General features: G+C 71.8%; 21 protein-coding genes. 12 read left to right on the top strand and 9 right to left on the bottom strand.

Annotated elements, in window-relative coordinates; all coding sequences use genetic code 11:
• Nucleotides 1–293: 293 nt before the first annotated feature.
• Nucleotides 294–1,319: a helix-turn-helix transcriptional regulator gene (locus ACH4U8_RS22665; protein ID WP_395779713.1), complete on the bottom strand. Its 1,026-nt coding sequence runs from the start codon at nucleotides 1,317–1,319 to the stop codon at nucleotides 294–296.
• A gap of 461 nt (nucleotides 1,320–1,780) precedes the next feature.
• Between ACH4U8_RS22665 and ACH4U8_RS22660 the strand changes: the two genes are divergently transcribed.
• The gene (locus ACH4U8_RS22660; RefSeq protein WP_395780089.1) at nucleotides 1,781–2,236 is read left to right on the top strand and encodes a nuclear transport factor 2 family protein; all 456 of its coding nucleotides are present in this window, start codon (nucleotides 1,781–1,783) and stop codon (nucleotides 2,234–2,236) included.
• Between the two features lie 118 nt (nucleotides 2,237–2,354).
• Here ACH4U8_RS22660 and ACH4U8_RS22655 read toward each other — a convergent pair whose 3' ends face one another.
• Entirely contained in the window at nucleotides 2,355–4,019 is a 1,665-nt protein-coding gene (locus tag ACH4U8_RS22655; RefSeq protein WP_395779711.1) for an amidohydrolase, read from the bottom strand.
• Nucleotides 4,016–5,557 (bottom strand): APC family permease, encoded by a 1,542-nt coding sequence (locus ACH4U8_RS22650; protein ID WP_395779709.1) that lies wholly within the window; start codon nucleotides 5,555–5,557, stop codon nucleotides 4,016–4,018. The genes ACH4U8_RS22655 and ACH4U8_RS22650 overlap by 4 nt, the downstream gene beginning before the upstream one ends.
• Before the next feature lie 318 nt (nucleotides 5,558–5,875).
• On the opposite strand from ACH4U8_RS22650, the gene ACH4U8_RS22645 reads away from it, so the two are divergent.
• Together ACH4U8_RS22645 and ACH4U8_RS22640 are read left to right on the top strand one after the other, a co-directional pair.
• Nucleotides 5,876–6,433, top strand: coding sequence for a TetR/AcrR family transcriptional regulator (locus ACH4U8_RS22645; RefSeq protein WP_379989818.1), 558 nt, complete (start codon nucleotides 5,876–5,878; stop codon nucleotides 6,431–6,433).
• A gap of 123 nt (nucleotides 6,434–6,556) precedes the next feature.
• Nucleotides 6,557–7,267 carry a lysophospholipid acyltransferase family protein gene (locus ACH4U8_RS22640; RefSeq protein ID WP_360318445.1) on the top strand — a complete coding sequence of 237 codons (711 nt, stop codon included), beginning with the start codon at nucleotides 6,557–6,559 and terminating at the stop codon, nucleotides 7,265–7,267.
• A gap of 78 nt (nucleotides 7,268–7,345) precedes the next feature.
• Here the strand turns inward: ACH4U8_RS22640 and ACH4U8_RS22635 are convergent, their stop codons facing one another.
• Nucleotides 7,346–8,212, bottom strand: coding sequence for a fused MFS/spermidine synthase (locus ACH4U8_RS22635; RefSeq protein ID WP_360318443.1), 867 nt, complete (start codon nucleotides 8,210–8,212; stop codon nucleotides 7,346–7,348).
• A gap of 142 nt (nucleotides 8,213–8,354) precedes the next feature.
• On the opposite strand from ACH4U8_RS22635, the gene ACH4U8_RS22630 reads away from it, so the two are divergent.
• The 3 genes from ACH4U8_RS22630 to ACH4U8_RS22620 all read left to right on the top strand — a co-directional run bounded on the left by ACH4U8_RS22630 (nucleotide 8,355) and on the right by ACH4U8_RS22620 (nucleotide 10,668).
• Entirely contained in the window at nucleotides 8,355–9,011 is a 657-nt protein-coding gene (locus ACH4U8_RS22630) for an MBL fold metallo-hydrolase (protein ID WP_360318441.1), read from the top strand.
• Nucleotides 9,004–9,978, top strand: a complete 975-nt coding sequence (locus ACH4U8_RS22625; RefSeq protein WP_395779707.1) for a hypothetical protein — start codon at nucleotides 9,004–9,006, stop codon at nucleotides 9,976–9,978. Before ACH4U8_RS22630 ends, ACH4U8_RS22625 begins: the two co-directional genes overlap by 8 nt.
• A gap of 147 nt (nucleotides 9,979–10,125) precedes the next feature.
• Nucleotides 10,126–10,668, top strand: coding sequence for an anthrone oxygenase family protein (locus ACH4U8_RS22620; protein ID WP_395779705.1), 543 nt, complete (start codon nucleotides 10,126–10,128; stop codon nucleotides 10,666–10,668).
• Nucleotides 10,669–10,685: 17 nt separating this feature from the next.
• Here ACH4U8_RS22620 and ACH4U8_RS22615 read toward each other — a convergent pair whose 3' ends face one another.
• Complete coding sequence (locus tag ACH4U8_RS22615) at nucleotides 10,686–11,828, bottom strand: winged helix DNA-binding domain-containing protein (protein ID WP_395779703.1); 1,143 nt, start codon at nucleotides 11,826–11,828, stop codon at nucleotides 10,686–10,688.
• 62 nt (nucleotides 11,829–11,890) lie between these two features.
• Between ACH4U8_RS22615 and ACH4U8_RS22610 the strand changes: the two genes are divergently transcribed.
• The 4 genes from ACH4U8_RS22610 to ACH4U8_RS22595 all read left to right on the top strand — a co-directional run bounded on the left by ACH4U8_RS22610 (nucleotide 11,891) and on the right by ACH4U8_RS22595 (nucleotide 15,995).
• Nucleotides 11,891–12,907, top strand: a complete 1,017-nt coding sequence (locus ACH4U8_RS22610; RefSeq protein WP_395779701.1) for a helix-turn-helix transcriptional regulator — start codon at nucleotides 11,891–11,893, stop codon at nucleotides 12,905–12,907.
• 89 nt (nucleotides 12,908–12,996) lie between these two features.
• Nucleotides 12,997–13,581, top strand: a complete 585-nt coding sequence (locus ACH4U8_RS22605) for a TetR family transcriptional regulator (RefSeq protein WP_360318432.1) — start codon at nucleotides 12,997–12,999, stop codon at nucleotides 13,579–13,581.
• Between the two features lie 108 nt (nucleotides 13,582–13,689).
• Nucleotides 13,690–15,153 (top strand): MFS transporter, encoded by a 1,464-nt coding sequence (locus ACH4U8_RS22600; RefSeq protein WP_395779699.1) that lies wholly within the window; start codon nucleotides 13,690–13,692, stop codon nucleotides 15,151–15,153.
• Between the two features lie 80 nt (nucleotides 15,154–15,233).
• Nucleotides 15,234–15,995, top strand: coding sequence for an SDR family NAD(P)-dependent oxidoreductase (locus tag ACH4U8_RS22595; RefSeq protein WP_395779697.1), 762 nt, complete (start codon nucleotides 15,234–15,236; stop codon nucleotides 15,993–15,995).
• Between the two features lie 77 nt (nucleotides 15,996–16,072).
• Here ACH4U8_RS22595 and ACH4U8_RS22590 read toward each other — a convergent pair whose 3' ends face one another.
• The gene (locus ACH4U8_RS22590; RefSeq protein ID WP_360318426.1) at nucleotides 16,073–16,885 is read right to left on the bottom strand and encodes an alpha/beta hydrolase; all 813 of its coding nucleotides are present in this window, start codon (nucleotides 16,883–16,885) and stop codon (nucleotides 16,073–16,075) included.
• Nucleotides 16,886–17,090: 205 nt separating this feature from the next.
• On the bottom strand, nucleotides 17,091–17,810 hold the full coding sequence (locus ACH4U8_RS22585) for an SDR family NAD(P)-dependent oxidoreductase (RefSeq protein WP_379991496.1): 720 nt from the start codon (nucleotides 17,808–17,810) through the stop codon (nucleotides 17,091–17,093).
• Nucleotides 17,811–18,085: 275 nt separating this feature from the next.
• On the opposite strand from ACH4U8_RS22585, the gene ACH4U8_RS22580 reads away from it, so the two are divergent.
• Complete coding sequence (locus ACH4U8_RS22580; protein WP_395780087.1) at nucleotides 18,086–18,598, top strand: MarR family winged helix-turn-helix transcriptional regulator; 513 nt, start codon at nucleotides 18,086–18,088, stop codon at nucleotides 18,596–18,598.
• Here ACH4U8_RS22580 and ACH4U8_RS22575 read toward each other — a convergent pair.
• Nucleotides 18,509–19,483, bottom strand: a complete 975-nt coding sequence (locus ACH4U8_RS22575) for a helix-turn-helix domain-containing protein (protein WP_395779695.1) — start codon at nucleotides 19,481–19,483, stop codon at nucleotides 18,509–18,511. The genes ACH4U8_RS22580 and ACH4U8_RS22575 overlap by 90 nt on opposite strands.
• Nucleotides 19,484–19,619: 136 nt before the next feature.
• On the opposite strand from ACH4U8_RS22575, the gene ACH4U8_RS22570 reads away from it, so the two are divergent.
• A complete protein-coding gene (locus ACH4U8_RS22570; protein ID WP_395779693.1) occupies nucleotides 19,620–20,138 on the top strand; it encodes a VOC family protein in 519 nt (172 codons plus the stop codon).
• 91 nt (nucleotides 20,139–20,229) lie between these two features.
• Here the strand turns inward: ACH4U8_RS22570 and ACH4U8_RS22565 are convergent, their stop codons facing one another.
• Nucleotides 20,230–20,763: a DUF6817 domain-containing protein gene (locus ACH4U8_RS22565; protein WP_360318417.1), complete on the bottom strand. Its 534-nt coding sequence runs from the start codon at nucleotides 20,761–20,763 to the stop codon at nucleotides 20,230–20,232.
• Nucleotides 20,764–20,924 lie beyond the last annotated feature (161 nt).

Here is a 20,924-nt window from a genome sequence, read left to right as displayed (position 1 = left end):
GCGTCGCCGTCCGCGACTCCGGGTTGTGCTCGGGGCAACAACCCGCTTCGCCAACGTGTCGGTTGCGTACGGGATGGTCATGCCACGGGCACGAAGAGAGCATGCCGAACGACGGCCCGATCGGGGTCGGCGTCCTTCATGATCCATCGGCAAAGGCTTGATTGTGCACGTCGAACCGGCGTCCGGGCGACGGGATCGGTATAGCCACGGCAAAGAATGCAATATCCGGAAGTCCTCCGTCCGGTTGGTATCCCGCCGCTTCCGGCCGGAGGTCCGCGCAAATGGCCCGAACATCACCCATACCTGTCAACGTCGGTATCGGCGCACCCGTACACCCGCGCCAACGCGACCGCCGCCGCCCGCATCCCGGCCCGCAGTTCCGGTGGCCCCAGCACCTCCACCTCGCCGCCGAACGGCAGGAGGGTGGTGATCGCCGAGTCGACCGACTCGATCGGCAGGACCAGCTCGACCCGGCCGTCGACGTCGGGGCGGGTCGCGCTCGCGTGGGCCGCGCGTACCAGGACCGGCTCCAGTGCCTCCACCAGCCGCCGCATCCCGACCGGCGACACCCGCACGGTCGCCGACGCGCGGTGCCGGCGGTCGTCGAACCGATCGAGGTAGTCCTCCCAGTAGGTCGCCAACGCGAACCCGGCCGGTCGCTCGAACGTGTCCGCGAGGGACTGCACATCCAGGATCCGCGACACCCGATAGGTACGGATCCGCGCCCGGTCCCCGACACCCTCCGCCTCCGCGTGCCCCGCGACGAGATACCAGGCGCCCGCCTTGAGCACCACGCCGTACGGGTCCACCACCCGGGTGTTCTCGTGTGGCTCGGCCCAGCGGAGGTAGCGGATGCGCGTCCGGCGCCGGTTCCACACCGCGTCGGCGACCTCGGCCAGGTGGGGCGTGTGGTCCTCGGCGCCGTACCAGGAGGGCGCGTCGAGGTGGAAGCACTCGGCGATCCGCCCGGCGCGGTCCCGCAGTTCGGGCGGAAGCGCGGCCATCAGCTTGAGCTGCGCGGCGGTCACCACCGATCCCAGGCCCAGATCGGCGGCGGCGGTCGGCAGGCCGGTGAGGAACAACGACTCGGCCTCGCCGGTGGTGAGTCCGGTCAGCCGAGTGCGGAATCCGTCGAGCAGTTCATAGCCGCCGCGATGGCCCGGATCCGCGTACAGCGGCACGCCGGCCGCGCTCAACGACTCCATGTCCCGGTAGACGGTCCGGATCGAGACCTCCAGCGTGTCGGCGATCTCCCGGGCGGTGACCCGCCCCCGGGTCTGCAACAACAACAGGATGGACACCAGCCGACTCGCCCGCATCCGGGAAGTCTGCCCGACTCCACTGACACAACGTGTCAGTGGAGCGCGTCTACCTTCCGCCCATGAACACCATCCACACCACCGACGAAACCGCCCCTGCCACCCCCGTCGACCTCGACGCGTTCGCGGACCGCTACCTGGCCGTGTGGCACGAGCCGGACCCGAGCGCCCGCCGCGCCGCCATCGAGGCGCTGTGGACGCCGGACGGGATCGAGACCATCGAGTCCGGACGGCACGTCGGGCACGACGCGCTGTTGGCGCGCGTCACCGATACCTACGAACGACTGGTCGACAAGGGCGGGTTCGTGTTCCGCTCGGCCGGGGACGCGGTCGGCCACAACGGCGCGATCACCTTCACGACCTACATGGTCCCGGCGGCCGGCGGCGATGTGGCGTGGACCGGGCGGGTGGTAGTGCAGCTGGGACCCGACGGCCGGATCCGGCACGACCACCAGTTCACCCTGCCCACCGACCTCGGGCCCGGTACGGACGCCGTCGTCGGCGAGTTCGTCCGCCGCGTCACGTCGGGCGACCCGGATCGCATCGCCGAACTGTTCGCCGAGCACGTGGACTGGGTGCTCGACTGGCCGGCCGAGGGTCACCCGTCCACGCCGTGGATCCGGTCGCGTTCGACCCGCGCCGACGTTGCCGCGCATTTTCGCGAACTGGCCACCGCGCACACCGACGAGCCGCCGGAGCAGGCCGGCGACCCGGTCGTCGGACCCGGTCTGCGGATTCTGGTCGACGGGCCCGAGGCGGTCCTGTCGACCGAGATCCGGCGTACGGCCGCCTCCACCGGCACGGCCTACCGAGCGCGGTGCGCGCTGCACGTCACCGTCGAGGCGGGCCTGATCAGCCGCTACCACGTCTACGAGGACAGCCTCACCGTGGCCCGGGCACACACGGTCGGCGGCTGACCGACGCCGGCTCGGCCGTCCCCGGCCGGCAACCGCCCACCGACCCACCGGACCACGAACGGATCGCCGACCTCGTCCGCGACGCCACAGGCGCGCCGACGATCCGTCCGGACCGGGCCTAGGCCCCGAACACCCGCTCCCCGCCCACGAACGTCTCCAGCACGCGCGTCGCGCCGATCTCGCTCTCCGGTGCCGCGAACGGGTCGCGGTCGAGCACGGCGAGGTCCGCCTGCTTGCCCACCACGATGCTGCCGGTGTCGTCCAGGTGGTTCACGTACGCGGTGCCCGCCGTGTACGCCGCGAGCGCGGTGTGCAGGTCGAGCCGTTGTTCCGGGAAGAAGGCCGGCGAGTCCGACCCGTACAGCTTCCGGTTCACCGCCACGTGGATGCCCTGGATCGGGTCCGGGCTGGACACCGGCCAGTCGCTGCCCGCGACCAGCGTCGCACCGCTGCGCGCGAGCGCGCCGAACGGGTACTGCCACGCGGCCCGCTCCGCACCCAGGAACGGGATGGTCAACGTGTCCATCTGCGGCTCGTGCGCGGCCCACAGCGCCTGGATGTTCGCGCTCGCGCCGAGTTCGCGGAACCGGCCGAGGTCGTCCGGGTGCACCACCTGGAGGTGGGCCAGGTGCGGCCGGGTGTCCTTCCACCCGTTCGTCGCGCGCATCGCGGCCACCGCGTCCAGCGCCTCGCGGACCGCGCGGTCGCCCAACGCGTGGAAGTGCACCTGGAAGTCGTGCGCGTCCAGCGCCGTGACGTAGCGCTGCAACGCGGCCGGCTCGATGAAGCTGATCCCGCTGTTGTCGGAGGCGCATCCGCACGACGTCAGATACGGACTGAGCATCGCGGCGGTGAAGTTCTCCGCGATCCCGTCCTGCATGATCTTGACGGTCGTGCAGGACAGGCGTCCCCGGGTGCCCGCGGCGCGGCGCGCCCGCAGTTCCTCGATCTGCTCGATCCCGCGGTCGCGCTGCCACCACAACGAGCCGACCACCCGTGCGGTCAGCAGGCCGCGGTCCACCGCCGTCAGATACGCGGAGCTCGCGTCGCTGACATTCGCGTGCGCGCCGAGCAGCGCGTCCTGCCACGCGGTGATGCCCAGCGAGTGCAACAACCGCTGGGCCCGGAGCAGGCCGGCCACCTGGTCCTCGGCGGTGAGCGCGGGCAGCAGCCGACCGACCAGGTCGGCCGCGCCCTCCTGGAGCACACCGGTCGGCTCGCCGTCCGAGTCGCGTTCGATCCGACCGTCGGCCGGGTCCGGGGTGTCCCGCGTGATACCCGCCAGCCGCAGCGCCACGCTGTTGGCCCACGCGCCGTGGTGGTCCCGGTTGGGCAGGAACACCGGGCGGTCCGGAACCAGGTCGTCGAGCATCGACCGGTGCGGCAGCCCGCCCGGGAACGCCTCCATCGACCAGCCGCCGCCGGTGATCCACTCCAGGTCCGGGTTGGCGTCGGCGTAGGCCCGCACCGTCTCGCGATACTCGGCGACCGTCTCGTGCTCGGACAGGTCGCACTGGCCCATTTCGATGCCGCCACCCACCGGGTGCACGTGCGCGTCCTGGAAGCCCGGGATCAGCAGCTTGCCCGCGAGATCGACCACCTCGGTGCGATCGCCGATCAGCTCGCGCACCTCGTCGTGCCCGACCGCGACGATTCGCCCGTCGCGCACGGCCACCGAGCTCGCCCGGCTGCGCGCCGCGTCGACCGTGTAGACCGGGCCGCCGGTGAAGACGACGTCGGCGGCCGCCGCGGCGGCGGCGGTCGTCTGCTCGATCTTGCTCATACCATTCCCTTGGACTTGAAGGCGTCGAAATCGGCGGCGTCGTTGTAGCGGTCCATCGGCAACTCGATCGAGTCGCCGTCGGTGCCCCGCCCGGTCTCGAAGTAGGCCGACTTGCGCACGTACTTGGCGTAGACGGCGAACCCCAGGCCGCTGAGGATCACCACCAGCGGCACGGAGAACATGAACCAGCCGTTGTCGGGGCTGAGTTCGAAGCTGTCGCTCATGGTCAGGTAGTCGTAGGCGAGGTAGGCGCCGACGCCCAGCAGCGCCAGTCCGCTCAGCCCGGGGATGATCACGGCGCGCACGCCCTCGGTGCGGTCGGTGCGCAGCGTCGGCCGGAAGCGCACGGCGCAGGCGATCGCGGTGAGGCCGTAGTAGAACGCCACGATCAGGCCGATCGAGTTGACCGCGGCCAGGATCATGTCGTTGAGCTTGGGGATGCCGATCGCCAGGACGGCGGTGCCGGCGGCGATCGCCATGATCAAAATCGTGCCGATCGCGGGCGATCCGAAGGTCGGGTGGATCCGGGTCCACACCTTGCCGAGCGTCTGGTCGCGGCCCATCGCCAGCATGCCGCGCGCGGTGGGAATGACGCCGGACTGGAGGGAGGCGACCGCGGAGAAGATCAGCGCGAGCAGCGGCAGGCTCGCCCACGGGTCGGCGGCCAGGTGCGCGCCCAGGAAGGTCAGACCCTGCGGACCGTTCTCGGCCAGCTCCGGGACGGTCATCACGCGCTGGAAGGCGATCGCGCCGAGCAGGAACATGCCGAGCATCACGAACAGCGCGATCAGGCCGCCGCGGGCCGAGTCCCCGGGATTCCTGGTCTCCTCGGTGACGCTGAACGCCGCGTCCCAGCCCCAGAAGAAGAACACCGCGAGCACCAGGCCCTGGGCGAAGTCCGAGGCCGAGTCGATTTCGAAGGGGTTGAACCAGGAGAAGGAGAACGGCTGCTCGCCGGAGGCGATCGCCCAGATGCAGAAGATCAGCAGCACCGAGTACTCGAAGACGAGCAGGAAGGTCTGCAACCGGGTGGCCTGGTGCACGCCGGTGATCGCGAGCACGGTGACCACGACCAGGACCACCAGGCCCAGGACGGTGCTGAGCTTGGTCGAGTTCGGATCCAGGGCCAGCCCGGCGAACTCGTGCCAACCGGCCTTGTTGGCGAACTGGAGCATCACCGAGCCGGTGATCGCGCTGGTGTACGCGAGGAAGATGATCGATCCGGCGAGCGCGACCCAGCCGGTGAGGAAGCCGGAGTACGGGCCGATCGACTTGCCGACCCAGACGTAGCCGCTGCCGCAGTTCGGCTCGACCCGGTTGAGGCGGGCGTACGCTCCGGCGATGCCGAGCATGGGCAGGAAGGCGATCAGGATGATGGCCGGCGTGGCCAACCCGACGGTGGCGGCCAACGTGCCCATGCCGACGCCGATGCTGGTGGTGGCCGCCGTACTGGACGCGGCTACCGCGATGCCGTCGACGACACCGAGCGACTTGCGCAGCTCGGGCGGTTGGTCGACCCGGGGCGGGTTCGTGGACATCGGCGCTCCCAGGGAGGCTAAAGCTGACAGGGGGTGGACGCCGATGAAACAGCCTGCGTCAGAATTACGTCAATGGTGTTGACATAAGATGGAATCGGACCCGGCGCACGTCGAGCCGGCTGCGGAGGAATTGTGGAGCGCAGGGAAGTCGTGAACCGGGAGGATCGAGCGGAACCGGGGGAGGCGAAGCGGGTCGACCGGGTGGTGGGTGAACGTCGCCGGCGCCGGCCGACCAAGTCCGGGACGGTTTTGTCCGAAGATGTCATTGTCGATTGTGCGGTACGTCTGATCGGACACCAAGGCCCGGAGGCCCTGACGGTGCGCAAGCTCGGCGCCGCGCTCGGCTGCGACCCCACCGCGATCTATCGATATTTCCGCAACACCGACGACCTGCTGCTCGCGATCGCCGACTCGCTGATCGGCGAGACGCTGGTGGGCTACCGGCCCGGCCCGGACTGGGTGGCGTCGCTGCGCGAGCTGGGCCTGCGGGTGCGCGACGGCTATCTGCGCCATCCGCGCGTGGCCGCGATCGCGGCGTCCCGGGTGACCCGGCGGCACAACGAGTTCCGGGCGGTGGAGATGGGGGTCGGTCTGCTGCTGTCGGCGGGCTTCTCCCCCGTCGACGCGGTCCGCTACTACCGCGTGTTCATCGACACCGTGCTCGCGCACGCGGCCCTGGAGGCGTCCTACAGCGCACTCGCGCCCGAGGTGCGGGCGGCCGACGACCGGTCCTGGACGGAGACGTACAACACGCTTCCCGAGACCGACTATCCGGCGATCGGCACGGTCCGCGTGCACCTGGCCGAGGGCATGGCGGGCAGTCCCTTCGAGGACATGCTCGACCTGATGCTGGAATCGCTCGCCCGGCGGGTGTGACGGCGGTGGGCCCCGGCGGCACCGATCGGCACGATCGGGGCCGTGACGACATTTGACACCACGTCAACAGTGCAGGTGGGTACACGCGTCATGGGGGGTGCCGCAGACTCGATAAGGTGGCGCGTGTTTCCAGACCTCACCCACTCCCACGGGGGATCCGTGCTGATCGACAAGTTCATGCATGGCGTCGTGGCGCCCACCGCGAAGGCGATCTATCGCCCGCGCACCGAGGGCCGCGAGAACGTACCGATGACCGGCCCGGTCATCATCGCCAGCAACCACCTGTCGTTCGTTGACAGCGTCGCGATCCCCGTGGTCATGCCGCGCAAGGTGTCGTTCCTCGCGAAGGCCGAGTATTTCGACGGCCCCGGGCTCAAGGGCCGGGTCAGCAAGTCGTTCTTCACCGGCATCGGCGCCGTCGCCGTGCCCCGAGGCGCGCACAGTGCGGCGAAGGCCGCCCTGGAGACCGCGCTCTCGGTGCTCGAACGCGGCGACGCGTTCGGGATCTACCCGGAGGGCACCCGCTCCCGCGACGGCCGGCTCTACCGCGGCAGAACCGGTGTCGCGTGGCTCGCGCTGGCCGCGCGGTGCCCGGTGGTCCCGGTCGGGATCATCGACACGGACCGGGTCCAGCCGATCGGCTCGAACATCCCGAGGTTGTCGCCGCGCGCGCTCATCCGCTTCGGCGAGCCGCTCGACTTCTCGCACCACTACGAGCGCAAGGACGTGGCCCGGGCCCGGCGCGAGATCACCGACGAAATCATGGAAGCAATCCAGAAGTTGTCGGGGCAGGACTACGCGGGCGTCTACAACGAGACGGCGGCGGAGGTCTGAGCGACGGCATCCGTCGCGTTGCCGGGGGCGGCGCCTCGCCACCCCCGGCACAGGACTTCCGGGCCCGAGCCCGATCCCTCAGCCGATGCGGAACGTGCCTCCGGGCGGGGCCGGCGACGCGGTGGCCGTGTCGTCGGTCACCGGCGCGACGTCGCGGGAGAAGACTCGGGCCTCGATACCGGAGAGCACCCTGGCCGGAGTTTCGTCGCCGGCCGTACGCCGGGCCAACTGCGACACCGGCAGCGCGGCCGCGGACGCGACCACGACGAGGTTGCCGAAGCGCCTGCCGCGCAGCACGCCCGGTTCGGCCATCAACGCCACCTCCGGGAACACCGCCCGCAGCGTGGCCACTTGGGCCCGAGCGAACTCCAGCTCGCCCCCGTCGGCGATATTGGCCGCGTACACCCCGCCCGGCCGCAACACCCGGGCCACCTCGGCGGCGAACTCCCGCGAGGTCAGGTGCGCGGGCACCTGCGCTCCGCCGAATACGTCGGCGATCACCAGGTCGGCCGAGTCGTCGGGCCGCTCGGTGAGTTCGGCCCGGGCGTCGCCGGTGCGTATCTCCATCGGCTCGTCCGCCGGCAGCGGCAGATGCTCCAGCACCAACGCGACCAGTTCGGCGTCGAGCTCGGCGACGGTCTGCACCGAGCCGGACCGGGTGGCCGCGATGTAGCGGGGCAGCGTGAATCCGCCGCCGCCCAGGTGCAGCACGGCCACCGCCGCACCCGGTTCGGCCACGAGATCGACGACGTGGCCGAGGCGCCGCGTGTACTCGAATTCCAAGTGCGCGGGCTGATCGAGATCCACGTACGACTGCGGCGAATCGTTGAGCGTGAGCAACCACGCGCGGGGCCGGTCGATGTCGGGCATCAGCAACGCCGCACCGAGATCCGTCGCCCGCCCCACCGGAATCGACTCGGTCGGTTCTTGCTGGTCGTCGTACATGCATCGATTGTCTCGCAGCCGCGACCCCCGCTCCGCCGCCGATGCCGATCGTCTTGGCATGATCGACCGGGGCAGCGGCAACAGACACCGCAGCACCGATCAGGTGGCACCAACGAAGCGGAACCCAGTCGGGAGAGCAGCCATGCAATTCACCAAGCTCGGCCACGCGTGCGTACGTCTGACCACCGATCGCGGCACCATCGTGATCGATCCCGGCTCGTTCAGCGAACCCGACGCGATGGTCGGGGCGGACGCCGTACTGATCACCCACGAGCACCTGGACCATGTGGTCCCGGACACACTGCGAGCCGCCGCCGCGGCCAACCCGGATCTGGAGATCTGGACCAACCCGGTCGTCGCCGCGCAGTTCCCCGACCTGGCCGGCCGCATCCACGCGGTGACCCACGGCGACACCTTCGAGATCGGCGGCGCGCAGGGCGTGGCGGTACACGTGTACGGCGAAAAGCACGCGGTGATCCACCCGGACATCGCCGTGATCGACAACGTCGGCTTCCTCGTCGACGGTCGCGTCTTCCATCCCGGTGACGCGTTCACCGTGCCCGAGGAGGCGGTGCCCACGCTGCTGGTCCCGTCCGGCGCCCCCTGGCTCAAGCTCGGCGACGCCGCCGACTACGTCCGCGCGGTCGACCCCTCCCGGGCGTTCCTGATCCACGACTGCCTGTACAACGACACCGGCCTCGCCCTCGCCGAACGCCTCCTGGGCCAACTCGCCGGGTCCGACGCCCGCCCCGTCCGACGCCTGGCCCCGGGCGAGAGCACCTCGCTCGCCGATGCCTGACCCCGCACCCGGCACACCGTTACGCCCGATACCGGCTCGGCCGCACAGCGGCCGGGACGACGAGGAGACTCGGCAACTCCGGGAGTACAACGCGCACATCGTCGCCCTGGACACCCGGTTCGGCGCCGGCGCCATTCTCGCGCCGGCGGTCCGGTCGGCGGGTGGCGCGTTGCGCGCCGCGACCGCAGGCCGGCCGTCTCGGGACCGGCTGTCCGCCGTGGCGGAGGCGTACCAGATCGCCGGCTGGTTGGCCTACGACGCCGATCGACAGGGGTTGTCCCATCGGCTGACCACTCGGGCCGTCCGGACGGCGCGGCTCGCCGGTGATCGCTCCGCCGAACACTTCGCGCTGTCCCAGCTCGCCATGCAGGCCATCCATCTGCACCGCCCGGACCGGGCGTTGCGCATCTGCGACACCGTCCTCGAAGACGACCTGCCGCCCGGCGTCCGGACCCTGTTCGTGCTGCGGCGGGCCCGCGCGCTCGATCAGTACGGCGAGCACGCGCGGGCCCGCAGGCTCATCGGCGAGACGTACGCGCGGCACCTCGACGGTGTCGGCCCTCGGGATCCCGCCTGGACCTGGTGGCTCGACACCGCCGAGATCACCTGGCACCACGCGATGCTGCACGCCGACAACGGGCGCTGGACCCGGGCGATCCCCCTGTTCGAACAGGCCGCCGCAGGGCGCATTCCCGGCAGCCGTACCGCGTACAACGACCATGCCCACCTGCTGCACGCCCTCGCCCGGACCCGCAGTTGGCGCGCCGCCGGCGACCTCCTGGAGTCGCATATCGTCCCGGCCCGGGCCACGATCGCCTCCGGGCGCATCACCCGGCTCCTGGCCGACACGGCCCACCCGCCGACCGGCCGGCCCGCCGCGAGCCGCGACCTGGCCCACGACCTGGGCACGGTCCTGCGCGGCGCCGGCTTCCCCGGCGGGCCCGCGAACCGCGATCGGCATCGGTAACCCGGAGGTTAACCACGCTTCCGGGATCGGCCGTTGTTCGAGGCGCGCGCAGACGAGAGTCTCGAGACATCGAGGAACGGGACGGCGAAATCGCGAAAAGCGCCCGCCGGTCCCGACCGACAACCTTCATTCTCAAGGGAGTTCATCATGGCTGCCATCGACCACACGCTCGCCGCCGGCACCGACGCGATCGGCACCACCCGCAGGACCGTCGGCCGCTGGCTCACCGCCGGCGCCGTGGCCGACACGCTGATGGCCGGCACCTACGTCGCCTTCTCCGCGGTCGTCATGCCGTGGCTGGGCACCAAGGGCGACGCCGACTTCGTGCACTCGATGCAGCAGATCAACACCGGCATCGAGAACCCGCTGTTCTTCACCGTCTTCACCGCCGCCATGGCCGCCCCCGCGATCGCCGCCTGGAAGCTGCGCGGGCACGCCGCCACCGCCGCCGTCATGCGCTGGACCCTGGCCGCCCTCGCCCTCTACACCACCACCGTGCTGACCACCTCCGGCATCAACGTCCCCCTCAACCAGGCCCTCGCCCACGCCGGCGACGTCGACCCGGGCAAGTCCCGCGCCGACTTCGAGACCACCTGGAACATCTGGAACGGCATCCGCGCCGCCCTCTCCACCGCCGCCGCCGTCGCCATGCTCAAGGCCCTCCGCCTGCACCGCCGCAACCGCGCCTGACCGCCCGCGTGCCGTCCTCAGACGAAGCGGATCTCGTGGTCGTGGGTGGTCACGAAGGCCAGCAGCCGGGCGCCTTCGGCGGTCAGCTCCGCCCCGGCCGCCCGGTCGATCGGGCGGAAGGGTTGCAGTTCCAGGACGAGCGGTGGGCCGGACGTGCCGGCGGCGGCGGGCGAGCCCGCCGAGACCGGTTTCCCGGCTCGGGTGAGCCGCCACATGCCCGCGACCATGCCGTCCACCAGGAAGCTTGCCCGGATGATGCCGTTGACGGTGAACATGCGTTTGCGGTCCTCCTCGGAGATGATCCGGGCCCGGTCGGCGTGCGAGAGCAGGATGTTGTCGAATTCCGGAAGGAAGCGGACCGGAGCGGGCGCGTCCTCGGGCGGCAGCGGGGCATCGGGCACGTCGTAGAGTTCGCGGCCGGCCTCGTCCCGGTAGACGACCAGGCTCGGACGCAGCCGATCGACCGCCGCACGCAGCCGGTTCAGGCCGGACCAGGCTTGCATGTCGGCGATCGTGGCCGGACCGAAGGCCGCCAGATAGCGCAACAACATCTCGTCCGGGGCGGTTTCGGCGGCCAGGGGCCGGCCGAGCCAGTGCTCGGCGGTGGTACACGCGGACTGACCGCTGCGACCCCACAGGGCCCGCGGCGGGACCTGGACCAGCGATGCCTGGCTGCGCAGCGCGTGGGCCAGGGCCTTCGGGTCCTCGTCCGGAAAACGCTCGGCCAGCGCCAGCCCGAGCGCCTTGGCGGTCAGTGCCTGCTCGGCCATCAACTCCCGGCCCACGGCCACCAGTTCGGTGACGTCGACGTTCGAGTCGCCGAGACCGTGTAGCTGGTTGCGATACAGGTCCGCGTCGTAGATCGGCTGCACGACGGGCCGGAGCGCGAGGCAGTCGGCGTCGGTCACCAGGTGCACCGTGCCGCGCATCAGGCCCAGGCGCACGGCCCGGCGGTCGGTCAGGAGATCGGCCAGCTCGCTCGGCGCGAAGTCGGCGAGGCGGGTCCACAGACCGACGTACGGCGGGTGGGGGGCCTGCGCCTGCATACCGACCAGGTGCGTGAGCGCGGCCTGGGCCGAGACGGCGTGCCGCCGGGTCAACAACTGGCGTTCGAGCAGCGCACGATTGAGTCGGCGGTTGCCGAGGGTGGTGATCTCCATGCACCGAAGACTAGGAGCGAATGCGGACGGAAACCTGCCGCATTCGACGCAATGCTGATCACATGGACACGCTGGAGAGTACGACCCGCCTGCTTCGTCTGTTGTCCCTCCTCCAATCCCCGCCCGAGCGCCGGCCCGGGCGCCGCGACCGCGCCGAGCGGTCCGGTTCCCTCGACCCGGCGGGCTGGACCGGCCCCCGCCTCGCCGCGCGCCTGGGGGTCAGCCCCCGCACCGTGCGGCGCGACGTGCAGCGGCTGCGCGCGGCGGGCTACCCGGTGCGCACCGCGTCCGGCGCCGCCGGCGGCTATCGGCTCGACCCGACCGGCCCACTGCCGCCGCTGCTCCTGGACGACGACGAGGCGGTCGCGATCGTGACGGGGCTGCGCACGGCGGTCGGCGGTACGGTCACCGGGATCGAGCCGACCTCGGCCCGGGCGCTGGCCAAGCTCGAACGCGTGTTGCCCGCCCGGTTGCGCGGCCGGGTCGACGCGCTCGACGCGGTCACCGTGCCGCTGCCCGGATGCGGCGAGACGGTGGCTCCCGCCGACCTGACCACGATCGCGGCGGCGTGCCGCTCGGCCGAGACGCTGCGCTTCGACTACCGCACCCACGACGGCCGCGAGGCCGTTCGCACGGTCGAGCCGCACCGGCTCGCCTGCACGGGACGCCGCTGGTACCTGCTGGCCTGGGACCTCGACCGCGCCGACTGGCGCACGTATCGCGTGGACCGGATCCGGCTGCGCCCGTCGACCGGCCCGCGTTTCGCGCCGCGAACGCTGCCGGACCACGACGTCGCCGCGTACCTCACCGCGGGCATCTCCGTCCGCGCCTACGCACACCACGCGACCGTGCTCCTGCACGCCTCGCCGGAACTCGCCTCGGCCCGAATCGGCGCGAGCGACGGGGTCCTGGAGGCGATCGACGCGGACACCTGCCGGTTGATCACGGGGGCCTCCTCGATCGACGCGCTGGCGATCCATCTCGCCTTCCTCGACCTCGACTTCACCGTCGAGGGCCCACCCGAACTCGTGGACCGGGTGGCTCGGTTGGCCGGTCGCTGGACTCGGGCGGCGGGCTGACACCGGGCCGGCTCCGCGCAGCCGTCCGGTTCCGCAGGGCAGTCGATCTTTATTGACCATCCGTTCTCGAATGCCTTAGGGTCGTGTCCGTGGCCAGGACCAAGGAATTCGATCCCGACGCCGCCTTGCAGTCCGCGCTCGAACTCTTCTGGGAGCGCGGCTACGAGGCGACCTCGATGGCGGACCTCGTGGCTCGCCTCGGCATCGCCCGAGCGAGCATCTACGCGACGTTCGGCAACAAACACGACCTCTACCTGGCGGCGCTGGACCGCTACCGGGAGAGCCGCAACCCGGAGTTGTTCGAGGAGTTGTCCCAGCCGGGGCCGGTGTTGCCGGCCGTTCGGGCCCTGGTCGAGCGGTTCGCCCGGCAGGCGTCCGAGGAGCCGACCCGGCTGCGCGGCTGCTTCCTGACCAACACCGCCGCCGAGTTGGCCGCACACGACGCGGGCGCCGCCCGGATCGTCGAGTACGGCTGGAGTCAGATGGAGACCAATCTGACCGTCGCGCTCACCCGGGCCCGGGCGCAGGGCGAACTGGGCCCGGATCGGGACCCCCAGGCGCTGGCCCGCTTCCTGCTGGTCCTGCTCCAGGGCATGCGCGTGGTCGGCAAGGCCGGCCCGGACTCCGTCCGCCTGCGCGACGCGACCCGACAGGCACTCGTACTGCTCGACTGAAGGCACTCGCCGACAACCCGCGCGCGACCCGGCCACCCGCCGGGCACACGCCTGCCCTTATTCCAGAACGATCGATCTGTTAAAGCTATCGGCAACGGGGGTATCGCAATGACCGGCACGGTCACGGGCGGCACGGTCACGGGCGGCACGGTCACGACCACGCCGCATGCCGGCCTCGCCTTCGCCGTACTCGGCACCGTGCAGGCCACGTTGATCTTCACGATCACCGCGATCGGCGTGCCGCTGCCCGACATCGGCCGGGAGTTCGGCCTGGGTTCGGCCGATCTGGTGTTGCTCAGTGCCGCCTACGGACTGCCGTTCAGCGGACTGCTGTTGTTCGGCGGTCGACTCGCCGATCGCTACGGCGGACGCCCGATGTTCACGGTGGGCCTGGTCGTCTTCGGGCTCGCCTCGGCGATCGCGGCGATCGCGCCCGGCTTCGCGGTGCTGGTCGCGGTGCGGTTCGGGCAGGGGTTGGGGGCCGCGTTGACCGCGCCGGCCGCGATGGCGGTGTTGCGCGCGGTGTACCCCGAACCGGGCGCGTATCGGCGGGCGATGGCGACCTGGGGTGGGCTGTCCGTACTGGGCGCCGCGATCGGCAACCTCGCGTCGGGCGTGCTCACCACCTGGGTGTCCTGGCGCTGGATGTTCGCCATACCGGTCGCCGTTGCCGGTGCGGCGCTGCTCCTGACCCCACGTCGGCTGCCGGCGGGGAAGCCGGCCGACGGCGGGCCGGGCGGCCGTCCGGGTCTCGATCCGCTCGGCGCGGTCCTGGCCGCGGTCGGCATCACGCTCGCGGGATACGGCCTGACCGTCACCGGCGACCATGCCTGGACGTCGGCTGCCGTGTTCGTCCCGCTCGGTGTCGGCGTGCTCCTGCTCGCCACCTTCCTGGTCGTCGAACGACGGGTGGCCGATCCGCTCCTCCCGCCCGGCTTCGTCCGCGCTCCGCGCCGCGTCCTGGGCCTGGTCGGGGTGTTGCTCGCGGCCACCGGCACCGGCCTGATCAGCTTCCTGATCTCGCTCCACCTGCAACAGAACCGCGATTGGTCACCGCTCGCGACCGCCGGCGCGTTCGTCCCGTTCGCCCTCGCGCTGATCGTGGCCGGTCGAGCGGCCGGCCCGCTGATCGGTCGCTACGGTCCGGGCCGCATCACCGTGCTGGGCCTGCTGATCGGCGGCACGGGCCTGCTCCTGCTCGCCCGCCTGGACGAGGGCACCCGCTATGCCCGCGACCTGCTTCCGGGCCTGGTCCTGCTGCCCGTCGGCGCCGCCCTGATCTTCGCCGGCACCGCCGTCCTGACCACCGGGGACGTACCCGCCCACCAGGCGGGCCTGGCCGGCGGCGTGCTGAACACCGCGATGGAACTCGGGCCCACCGTCGGCCTGGCCGCGCTGATGTCGGTGGCCGCGACCCGCGCCGACGTGATCGTCGGCTACGCCTGGGCCTTCGGCACCGCCGGGGCGGTCTTCCTCCTGGCCGCCCTGTCCGCGACCGCCCTGCTCCGGGACCGGCACGGCGACCGGGTGCCCGAACCGAGCCGCGAGGCGGGACCACCGCGCACCGGCTGACCGGCCGGCACCGCATCCACCGACCGACCACACCCATCGATCCGCCACCACCTCCACACCGCAAGACTCGGGAGAACACCATGTCCGCACGTTTCACCGCCAAGACCGTCCTCGTCACCGGAGCCGGCTCGGGCGCCGGCCGGGAGATCGCGCTCGTCTTCGCTCGCGAGGGAGCCGCCGTCGTGGCCGCGGGCCGCACCGCCGCACCGCTGGCGGAGACCGTCCGGCTGATCGAGGCCGAGGGCGGACGAGGCGCGGCCGTCACCGCCGACGTCACCGATTCGGCGAGCCTGGCCGCGCTCGTCGCCCGCACGGTCGAGTTGTTCGGGGGTCTCGACGTCGCCGTCAACAACGCCGGTGTGATCCAGGGCGTGGGTCCGCTCGCCGACCTCGACGAGGCGGACTTCCGGGCCACCCTGGACATCAACGTGACCGGCACGTGGCTCTCGATGAAGCACGAGATCGGCTACATGCGGGCCAACGGCGGCGGGGCCATCGTGAACATCTCCTCCAACCTCGGCGCCCACGCCCGGCTGGCCAACCTCGGCGCGTACGTCACGTCCAAGGCCGCGGTGAGCACGCTCACCCGCAATGCCGCGCTCGACCACATCGGTGACGGCGTCCGAATCAACGCGGTCAGCCCCGGCCCGCTGGCCACCTCGATGTCGTTGCGTCCGGGCGAGACCGAGGCCGAGCGCGCGGACCGGATGAAGGGCGAGAACCCGTCCGGTCGGGTCGGCGCACTGGCCGAACTCGCGGCCGCCGTCCTGTACTTGGCCTCCGACGAGGCCGGCTTCGCGGTCGGCACCGACCTCGTCCTGGACGGTGGCGCCAGCGCCTGACCGACACCGCGCGCCACCGGCCCGGCCGCCGTCACCCGACGCGGCCGGGCCGCTTCGCGCCTGTCGCTCGACCGGGCCTAGGCCCGGTCGAGCACCTCGGCCAGGGCCACGGCGAACTCGTCGGGGCGCAACGCGTAGCCCACGTGATCGGTCGGGAACTCGAAGACCGGGATGTCCAGACGCTCGGCGAGCAGCGCCGTGGTGCGGTAGAGCAACGTCTCCGGGCCCTCGTTCGACACGGCCAGCACCAGCGGTGCGTCCCGCAGCGCGGTCAGGTCCGGTTCGAAGCGGGCGAACGACGACAGTTCGTAGGACAGGTTGAAGTGCACGTTGGTCTGCACCCGTTCGAGCAACTCGCGCAACGGCGCGGGCAGATCCCCGGTGGGCTCCGGCGGGCCGGACAGGCCGAACAACGCGCTGAGTTCGACCATCGCGGCCTTCAGGCCGTCGGTCCGGTACAACTCGCCGACGTTGTCGAACTTCGCGTACCACTGCTTCGGTTCGGGCAACAGCCCCACCACGAGCGGCTCGTGGGCGACGAGCAGGCCGACCTGTTCCGGGTGTCGCACGAGCAGGTCGAGGCCGATCGCGGCACCGGAACTGGTGCCGAAGACGGCCGCGGGCTCCGAGGTGAGGGCCTGGAGCAGCCGGTGCGCGTCGTCGGCATGCTCCTCGATGCGCTGCTCGCCGGGCGGACCGGTGAGCCGGCTACGGGAGTTGCCGCGTCGGTCGTACGCGACGACGGTGTAGCGGTCGGCCAGGCGATCGCCCAGCGTCGCGAACAGATCGGTGTCTCCGTTGCTGCCGTTGATCGTTAACAGCACCGGACCGGAGCCGCGTACCTCGTAGTAGAGGTCGGCTCCGGGCACCGCCAGCGTGTGGGATTCCATCGGATCTGCCTTCCGTGTGGAGAAGCTCTGCGGGGAGTCTGTACGGGGTTCCGTGCGTTCCGTGCGTTCCGTGCGGGGAGCGCCGCAGCCCAACGCTACGGACGCGAGCGATGCCCCGTCCGGTGAACCCGGTTTCCCGCTTCGGCGCCGCGGATGCCCGACCGGTCCGCGCCTGCGGGCCGGGGCCGCCGAGCTGCTCCCGACATCAACGACTCTTGTACGCACCGCCGTTGACGTTGAGCACCTGCCCCGTGACGTGCCGGGCGGCGGGCGAGGCGAGGAACGCGACAGCGCCGACGACGTCCTCGGGCGAGCCGGCCCGGCGTAGCGACGTCGAGGCGACCAGGTGTCGGCGGCGGTCCTCGGTGAGGTTGTCCCGGAAGAACTCGGTGTCCGCGATGTAGCCCGGCGAGACCACGTTGGCGGTGATGTCGCGCGGGCCGAGGGCGTCCGCGAGGGCGACGTTCCAGGCGGCGAGTCCGGCCTTGGCCGCGCCGTACGATCCGGCTCCCTTGTCGGCGGCGAGCGAACCGATGCCGATCACCGCGCCGCCGGCGGCGAGCCGGTCCTCGACGGCCCGGGTGGTCAGCGCGGCGCCGACCAGGTTGGCGTCCAGGTTGGCCCGGAACGCACGGGCGTAGCCCGCGAGGTCGGTGGCGGGGCCGTGGTCGAAGTCGGTGTTGCCGCCGGCGTTGTTGACCAGTACGTCGATCCGCTCGGGCAGTTCGGCCAGCAGTCGGGTCAGCGCCTCGGGGTCGGTGTGGTCGCAGACCAGCGCTCGGGCTCCGGTCCGTTCGGCGGCGACGGCGAGCGGCTCGGCCCGCCGACCGGTGATCGTCACGGCGGCACCGAGCCCGGCGAAGTGCCGGGCGATCGCGAGTCCGATACCGGTGCCGCCGCCGGTGACCAGGATGTTGCGTGCCATAGGATGACCTCCACGACGGTCGTTTAGCTCTAAATTTAGATCTGAACATAACATTGGGAAGAGGTTCCATGGCAACCGACGAGCGCCGGCCCCGTGCCGCGGCCGAGACATCGACGGGAAAGCCGACGACGGCCGGCGCGGACCGGCCGGGCGCCGGGGTCGGGACAGGGACGACCCCGGAGGCCGACGCGCGGGCCGACGTACGGACCGCCGAGCAGCCGCTCGACCCGGTCGGCGGCGGTGCCTCGGGACGCGTCGGTCACGCCGTCGAGGAGATCGCCGCCGCGTGGGAGCGGGAGCGGCCCGGGACGCCGGTGTCCTCGATCGGGATCGTCACGCCGATCTGGCGGCTGGCCAAGTTGCTCGGGGACGACCGGCGCCGCGTGCTGGCCGGGGCGGGCGTCGACGCGGCGACCTTGGACCTGCTGAGTGTGCTGCGGCGCAGTGGAGCGCCGTACGTCCTGGGTACGCGCGAACTGGGCCGGCGTTCGCTGGTCACGGCGGGCGCCGTCTCGCAGCGGGTCGCCCGGGCCGAGCGCGAGGGCCTGGTCGTCCGGCGGGCCGGATCCGGTCGGACCCGCTCGGTCGAGGTCGAACTGACCGAGGCGGGGCATGCCTTGGTGGAGGCGACGGTCGATCGGGTGCTGGGTCGCGAAGCGCAGTTGATCGACGGTCTGACCCCCGAGCAGCAGACGCAGCTAGCGGGTCTGCTCGCGATCCTGTTCCGGGACGTGCAGGCCAGGCTGGGCGACGATCGACTCACCCACGTGGGGGACGCCGACGCCTGACCCCCGGCCGCTCCCCGTCGCCTGCTCCCCCGCCGTCCGGTCCAGCACGTGGGCGGCCGTCGCCGCATCCGCGGGCGTCCACACCAGCACCGTGGTCTCGGGGCCCTCCGCCGGCAGCAGCAGGGACACCGCGAAGCGCAGCGGCACGGCCCCCGTCGCGCCTTCCTCGTCCGCCCGATCCGCCTCGGCCTCCCGCACCGCAGCCCCGCACAGTCGCACCGTCCGGGCCGCGAACACGCCCACCGCGCGGCATTGCCACCACGCCGCCAGGTCCGGCCGCTCGACCAGCAGTCGTGCCGCGACCGTGCGCTGCCGCGCGTCGTCGGGACGGGTGCGCAGATGGCGGACCAGATCGAGGGCGAGCGGCTCGCGCTCGGGGAATGCCGGCTCGTGGGCCGGGTCGGTCAGCAGCATCAGCAGCAGGTTGCGGCGCTCGATCGGCACGCCCGCCGGGTCGGGCCGAATCGCCCGCCAGGCGTCGTTCCAGGCCAGTACGTCCAGGGCCCGATCGAGCACGAGCGCCGGGCTGGTCGGCCAACTCCCGACCATCGCCCGCAGACCGTCGGCCGACACCGGCCCCGCCTCGGGCGGTACGTGGAAGCCGGCCAGTTCGAGCACGTGCCGGCGGGCGTCGACGTCCAGGCGCAGCGCCCGCGCCACCGATTCGAGCACCTGGCGCGACGTGTCCACCCGGCCCTGCTCCAACCACGTGTACCAGGCCACCCCGACCCCCGACAGCGCGGCGACCTCCTCGCGGCGCAGGCCGGGCGTGCGGCGACGCGGCGATCGGGGCAGCCCGACGTCCTCGGGCGTGAGCAGTTCGCGATGTGCGCGCAGGAACCCGCCCAGCCCGCGCCGACGATCCTGCCCGTCCTCGGTGGCCATCGGCCCAGCCTATGACCGGTACTCACGGTATGAACCGGAGCCTGCCCCGATCCGGGCGACGTCGCGAGGGTGGTGGACGTACCGATCACTCCCGGCCGATCGCCCGGCCGGCACACCGACAGGGGACCCGACAACCATGACCGACCAGCCCACGCCCACCGCCGCCACCGCCGCCGCCGCCGCCACCGAGTCCACCGCGTCCGCCATCGCGTCCGCCATCGCCGCCGCCGGCGCCGGCTCCGACGTGGTGTGGCGCCGCAGCAACGACTCGTCCACGCTCACCACACCGCGCGCGTTCCTTCGGGTCTTCGTCGAGCCCGGTGAGTTGGAGGCCGCGACCGCGTTCTACGAGGGTCTCCAGGGCGTCGAGCGCGATATGTGGTTCACCTTCCGCGAATTCGGCATCGCCCTGTCCGCCGTCGGCGGCTTCCTGCTGATCGAAGGTGCCGCCGCCACGGTGGAGCGCTTCCGGTCCACCACCGGCACCCTGCTGGTCCCCGAGTTGGCGCCCTGCCTCGAACGGCTGGCGGCGGCAGGCGCCGAGATCCTCGAACCGCTGCGCCGGGTGCCCACCGGTTCCGGAGTCACCGCCCGGCATGCCGACGGCACCGTCGTCGAATACGTCGAGCACCGCCCGACGCCGGACGGCCGCTGACGATCGCCCGGGCGCCGAGCTTCGCGCGGGCCGCGAAGCAGAAACAGAACCGGAAACAGCACCGGAAGCAGGACCCGAAGCGGGCCCGAAGTCAGCGGGTGCCCGCCCTGGCGTCGCCGAGCACCCGTTCGCACTCGGCCCACGCGCCGGCGCTGAGCAACGGACGGAACCCGGCCAGCATGTCCCGGAGCTCGGCGCCCCACCGGGCCGGAACCTCCGGCATGACGCGGACGATGTCGAGTTCGTTGGCCGCCGTGAGTTCGGCGAAGTCGCGCCGTTCGGCTTCGGTCGGCGTGTACGTGCGGCCGGTGAACCGGTCCCGGAACGGGCCGTCGACCAGCGTGGGGTGGCTCGCGGCCCGGTCGCAACTCCCGTAGAAGTACACGATGCGCTCGGCGTCCACGCCGATCCGGCCGGCGAGTTCGGCGCGGCGGTCCAGCGGGAGCAGTGTGGTCGCGAAGCCGTCCGTGCCGTAGAAGGCGTGGCACAGGCCGGCGGTGCGCAGTTCGGGGCGGGCGCCCCAGTCGCCGAGCAGGGCCTCGACTCGGCCCAGGTGGGCCAGCAGGGTCCCGCCGGGATGCTCGATGCGGTCCCCGCCGAGCATTCGGATGTAGTCGACGATCATGTGCCACCCCTTGCCATGTAATGGGTCGGCGCCGACTGTCCGGTGGCCGCCCGATGACTTCGGGTTCACGATAGCGCTGACGGACCGTCAGATCCCAGGGCCTCGGGCATACACATTGCCCGGAATCGACCCGCGTCGACGACTTCCGGGAATGACGACGA

The organism is Embleya sp. NPDC020886 (genome assembly GCF_044333915.1).
Lineage (GTDB): Bacteria > Actinomycetota > Actinomycetes > Streptomycetales > Streptomycetaceae > Embleya.
The sequence above is the reverse complement of the archived record's forward strand: the minus strand, read 5'-3'. Positions and strand labels throughout refer to the sequence as shown.

Coding starts and splice junctions, on each gene's coding strand:
- ACH4U8_RS22665 (WP_395779713.1), bottom strand. CDS start 1,319: ATGCGGGCGAGTCGGCTGGTGTCCATCCTGTTGTTGTTGCAGACCCGG.
- ACH4U8_RS22655 (WP_395779711.1), bottom strand. CDS start 4,019: ATGAGCAAGATCGAGCAGACGACCGCCGCCGCCGCGGCGGCCGCCGAC.
- ACH4U8_RS22650 (WP_395779709.1), bottom strand. CDS start 5,557: ATGTCCACGAACCCGCCCCGGGTCGACCAACCGCCCGAGCTGCGCAAG.
- ACH4U8_RS22635 (WP_360318443.1), bottom strand. CDS start 8,212: ATGTACGACGACCAGCAAGAACCGACCGAGTCGATTCCGGTGGGGCGG.
- ACH4U8_RS22630 (WP_360318441.1), top strand. CDS start 8,355: ATGCAATTCACCAAGCTCGGCCACGCGTGCGTACGTCTGACCACCGAT.
- ACH4U8_RS22625 (WP_395779707.1), top strand. CDS start 9,004: ATGCCTGACCCCGCACCCGGCACACCGTTACGCCCGATACCGGCTCGG.
- ACH4U8_RS22620 (WP_395779705.1), top strand. CDS start 10,126: ATGGCTGCCATCGACCACACGCTCGCCGCCGGCACCGACGCGATCGGC.
- ACH4U8_RS22615 (WP_395779703.1), bottom strand. CDS start 11,828: ATGGAGATCACCACCCTCGGCAACCGCCGACTCAATCGTGCGCTGCTC.
- ACH4U8_RS22610 (WP_395779701.1), top strand. CDS start 11,891: ATGGACACGCTGGAGAGTACGACCCGCCTGCTTCGTCTGTTGTCCCTC.
- ACH4U8_RS22600 (WP_395779699.1), top strand. CDS start 13,690: ATGACCGGCACGGTCACGGGCGGCACGGTCACGGGCGGCACGGTCACG.
- ACH4U8_RS22595 (WP_395779697.1), top strand. CDS start 15,234: ATGTCCGCACGTTTCACCGCCAAGACCGTCCTCGTCACCGGAGCCGGC.
- ACH4U8_RS22590 (WP_360318426.1), bottom strand. CDS start 16,885: ATGGAATCCCACACGCTGGCGGTGCCCGGAGCCGACCTCTACTACGAG.
- ACH4U8_RS22585 (WP_379991496.1), bottom strand. CDS start 17,810: ATGGCACGCAACATCCTGGTCACCGGCGGCGGCACCGGTATCGGACTC.
- ACH4U8_RS22575 (WP_395779695.1), bottom strand. CDS start 19,483: ATGGCCACCGAGGACGGGCAGGATCGTCGGCGCGGGCTGGGCGGGTTC.
- ACH4U8_RS22570 (WP_395779693.1), top strand. CDS start 19,620: ATGACCGACCAGCCCACGCCCACCGCCGCCACCGCCGCCGCCGCCGCC.
- ACH4U8_RS22565 (WP_360318417.1), bottom strand. CDS start 20,763: ATGATCGTCGACTACATCCGAATGCTCGGCGGGGACCGCATCGAGCAT.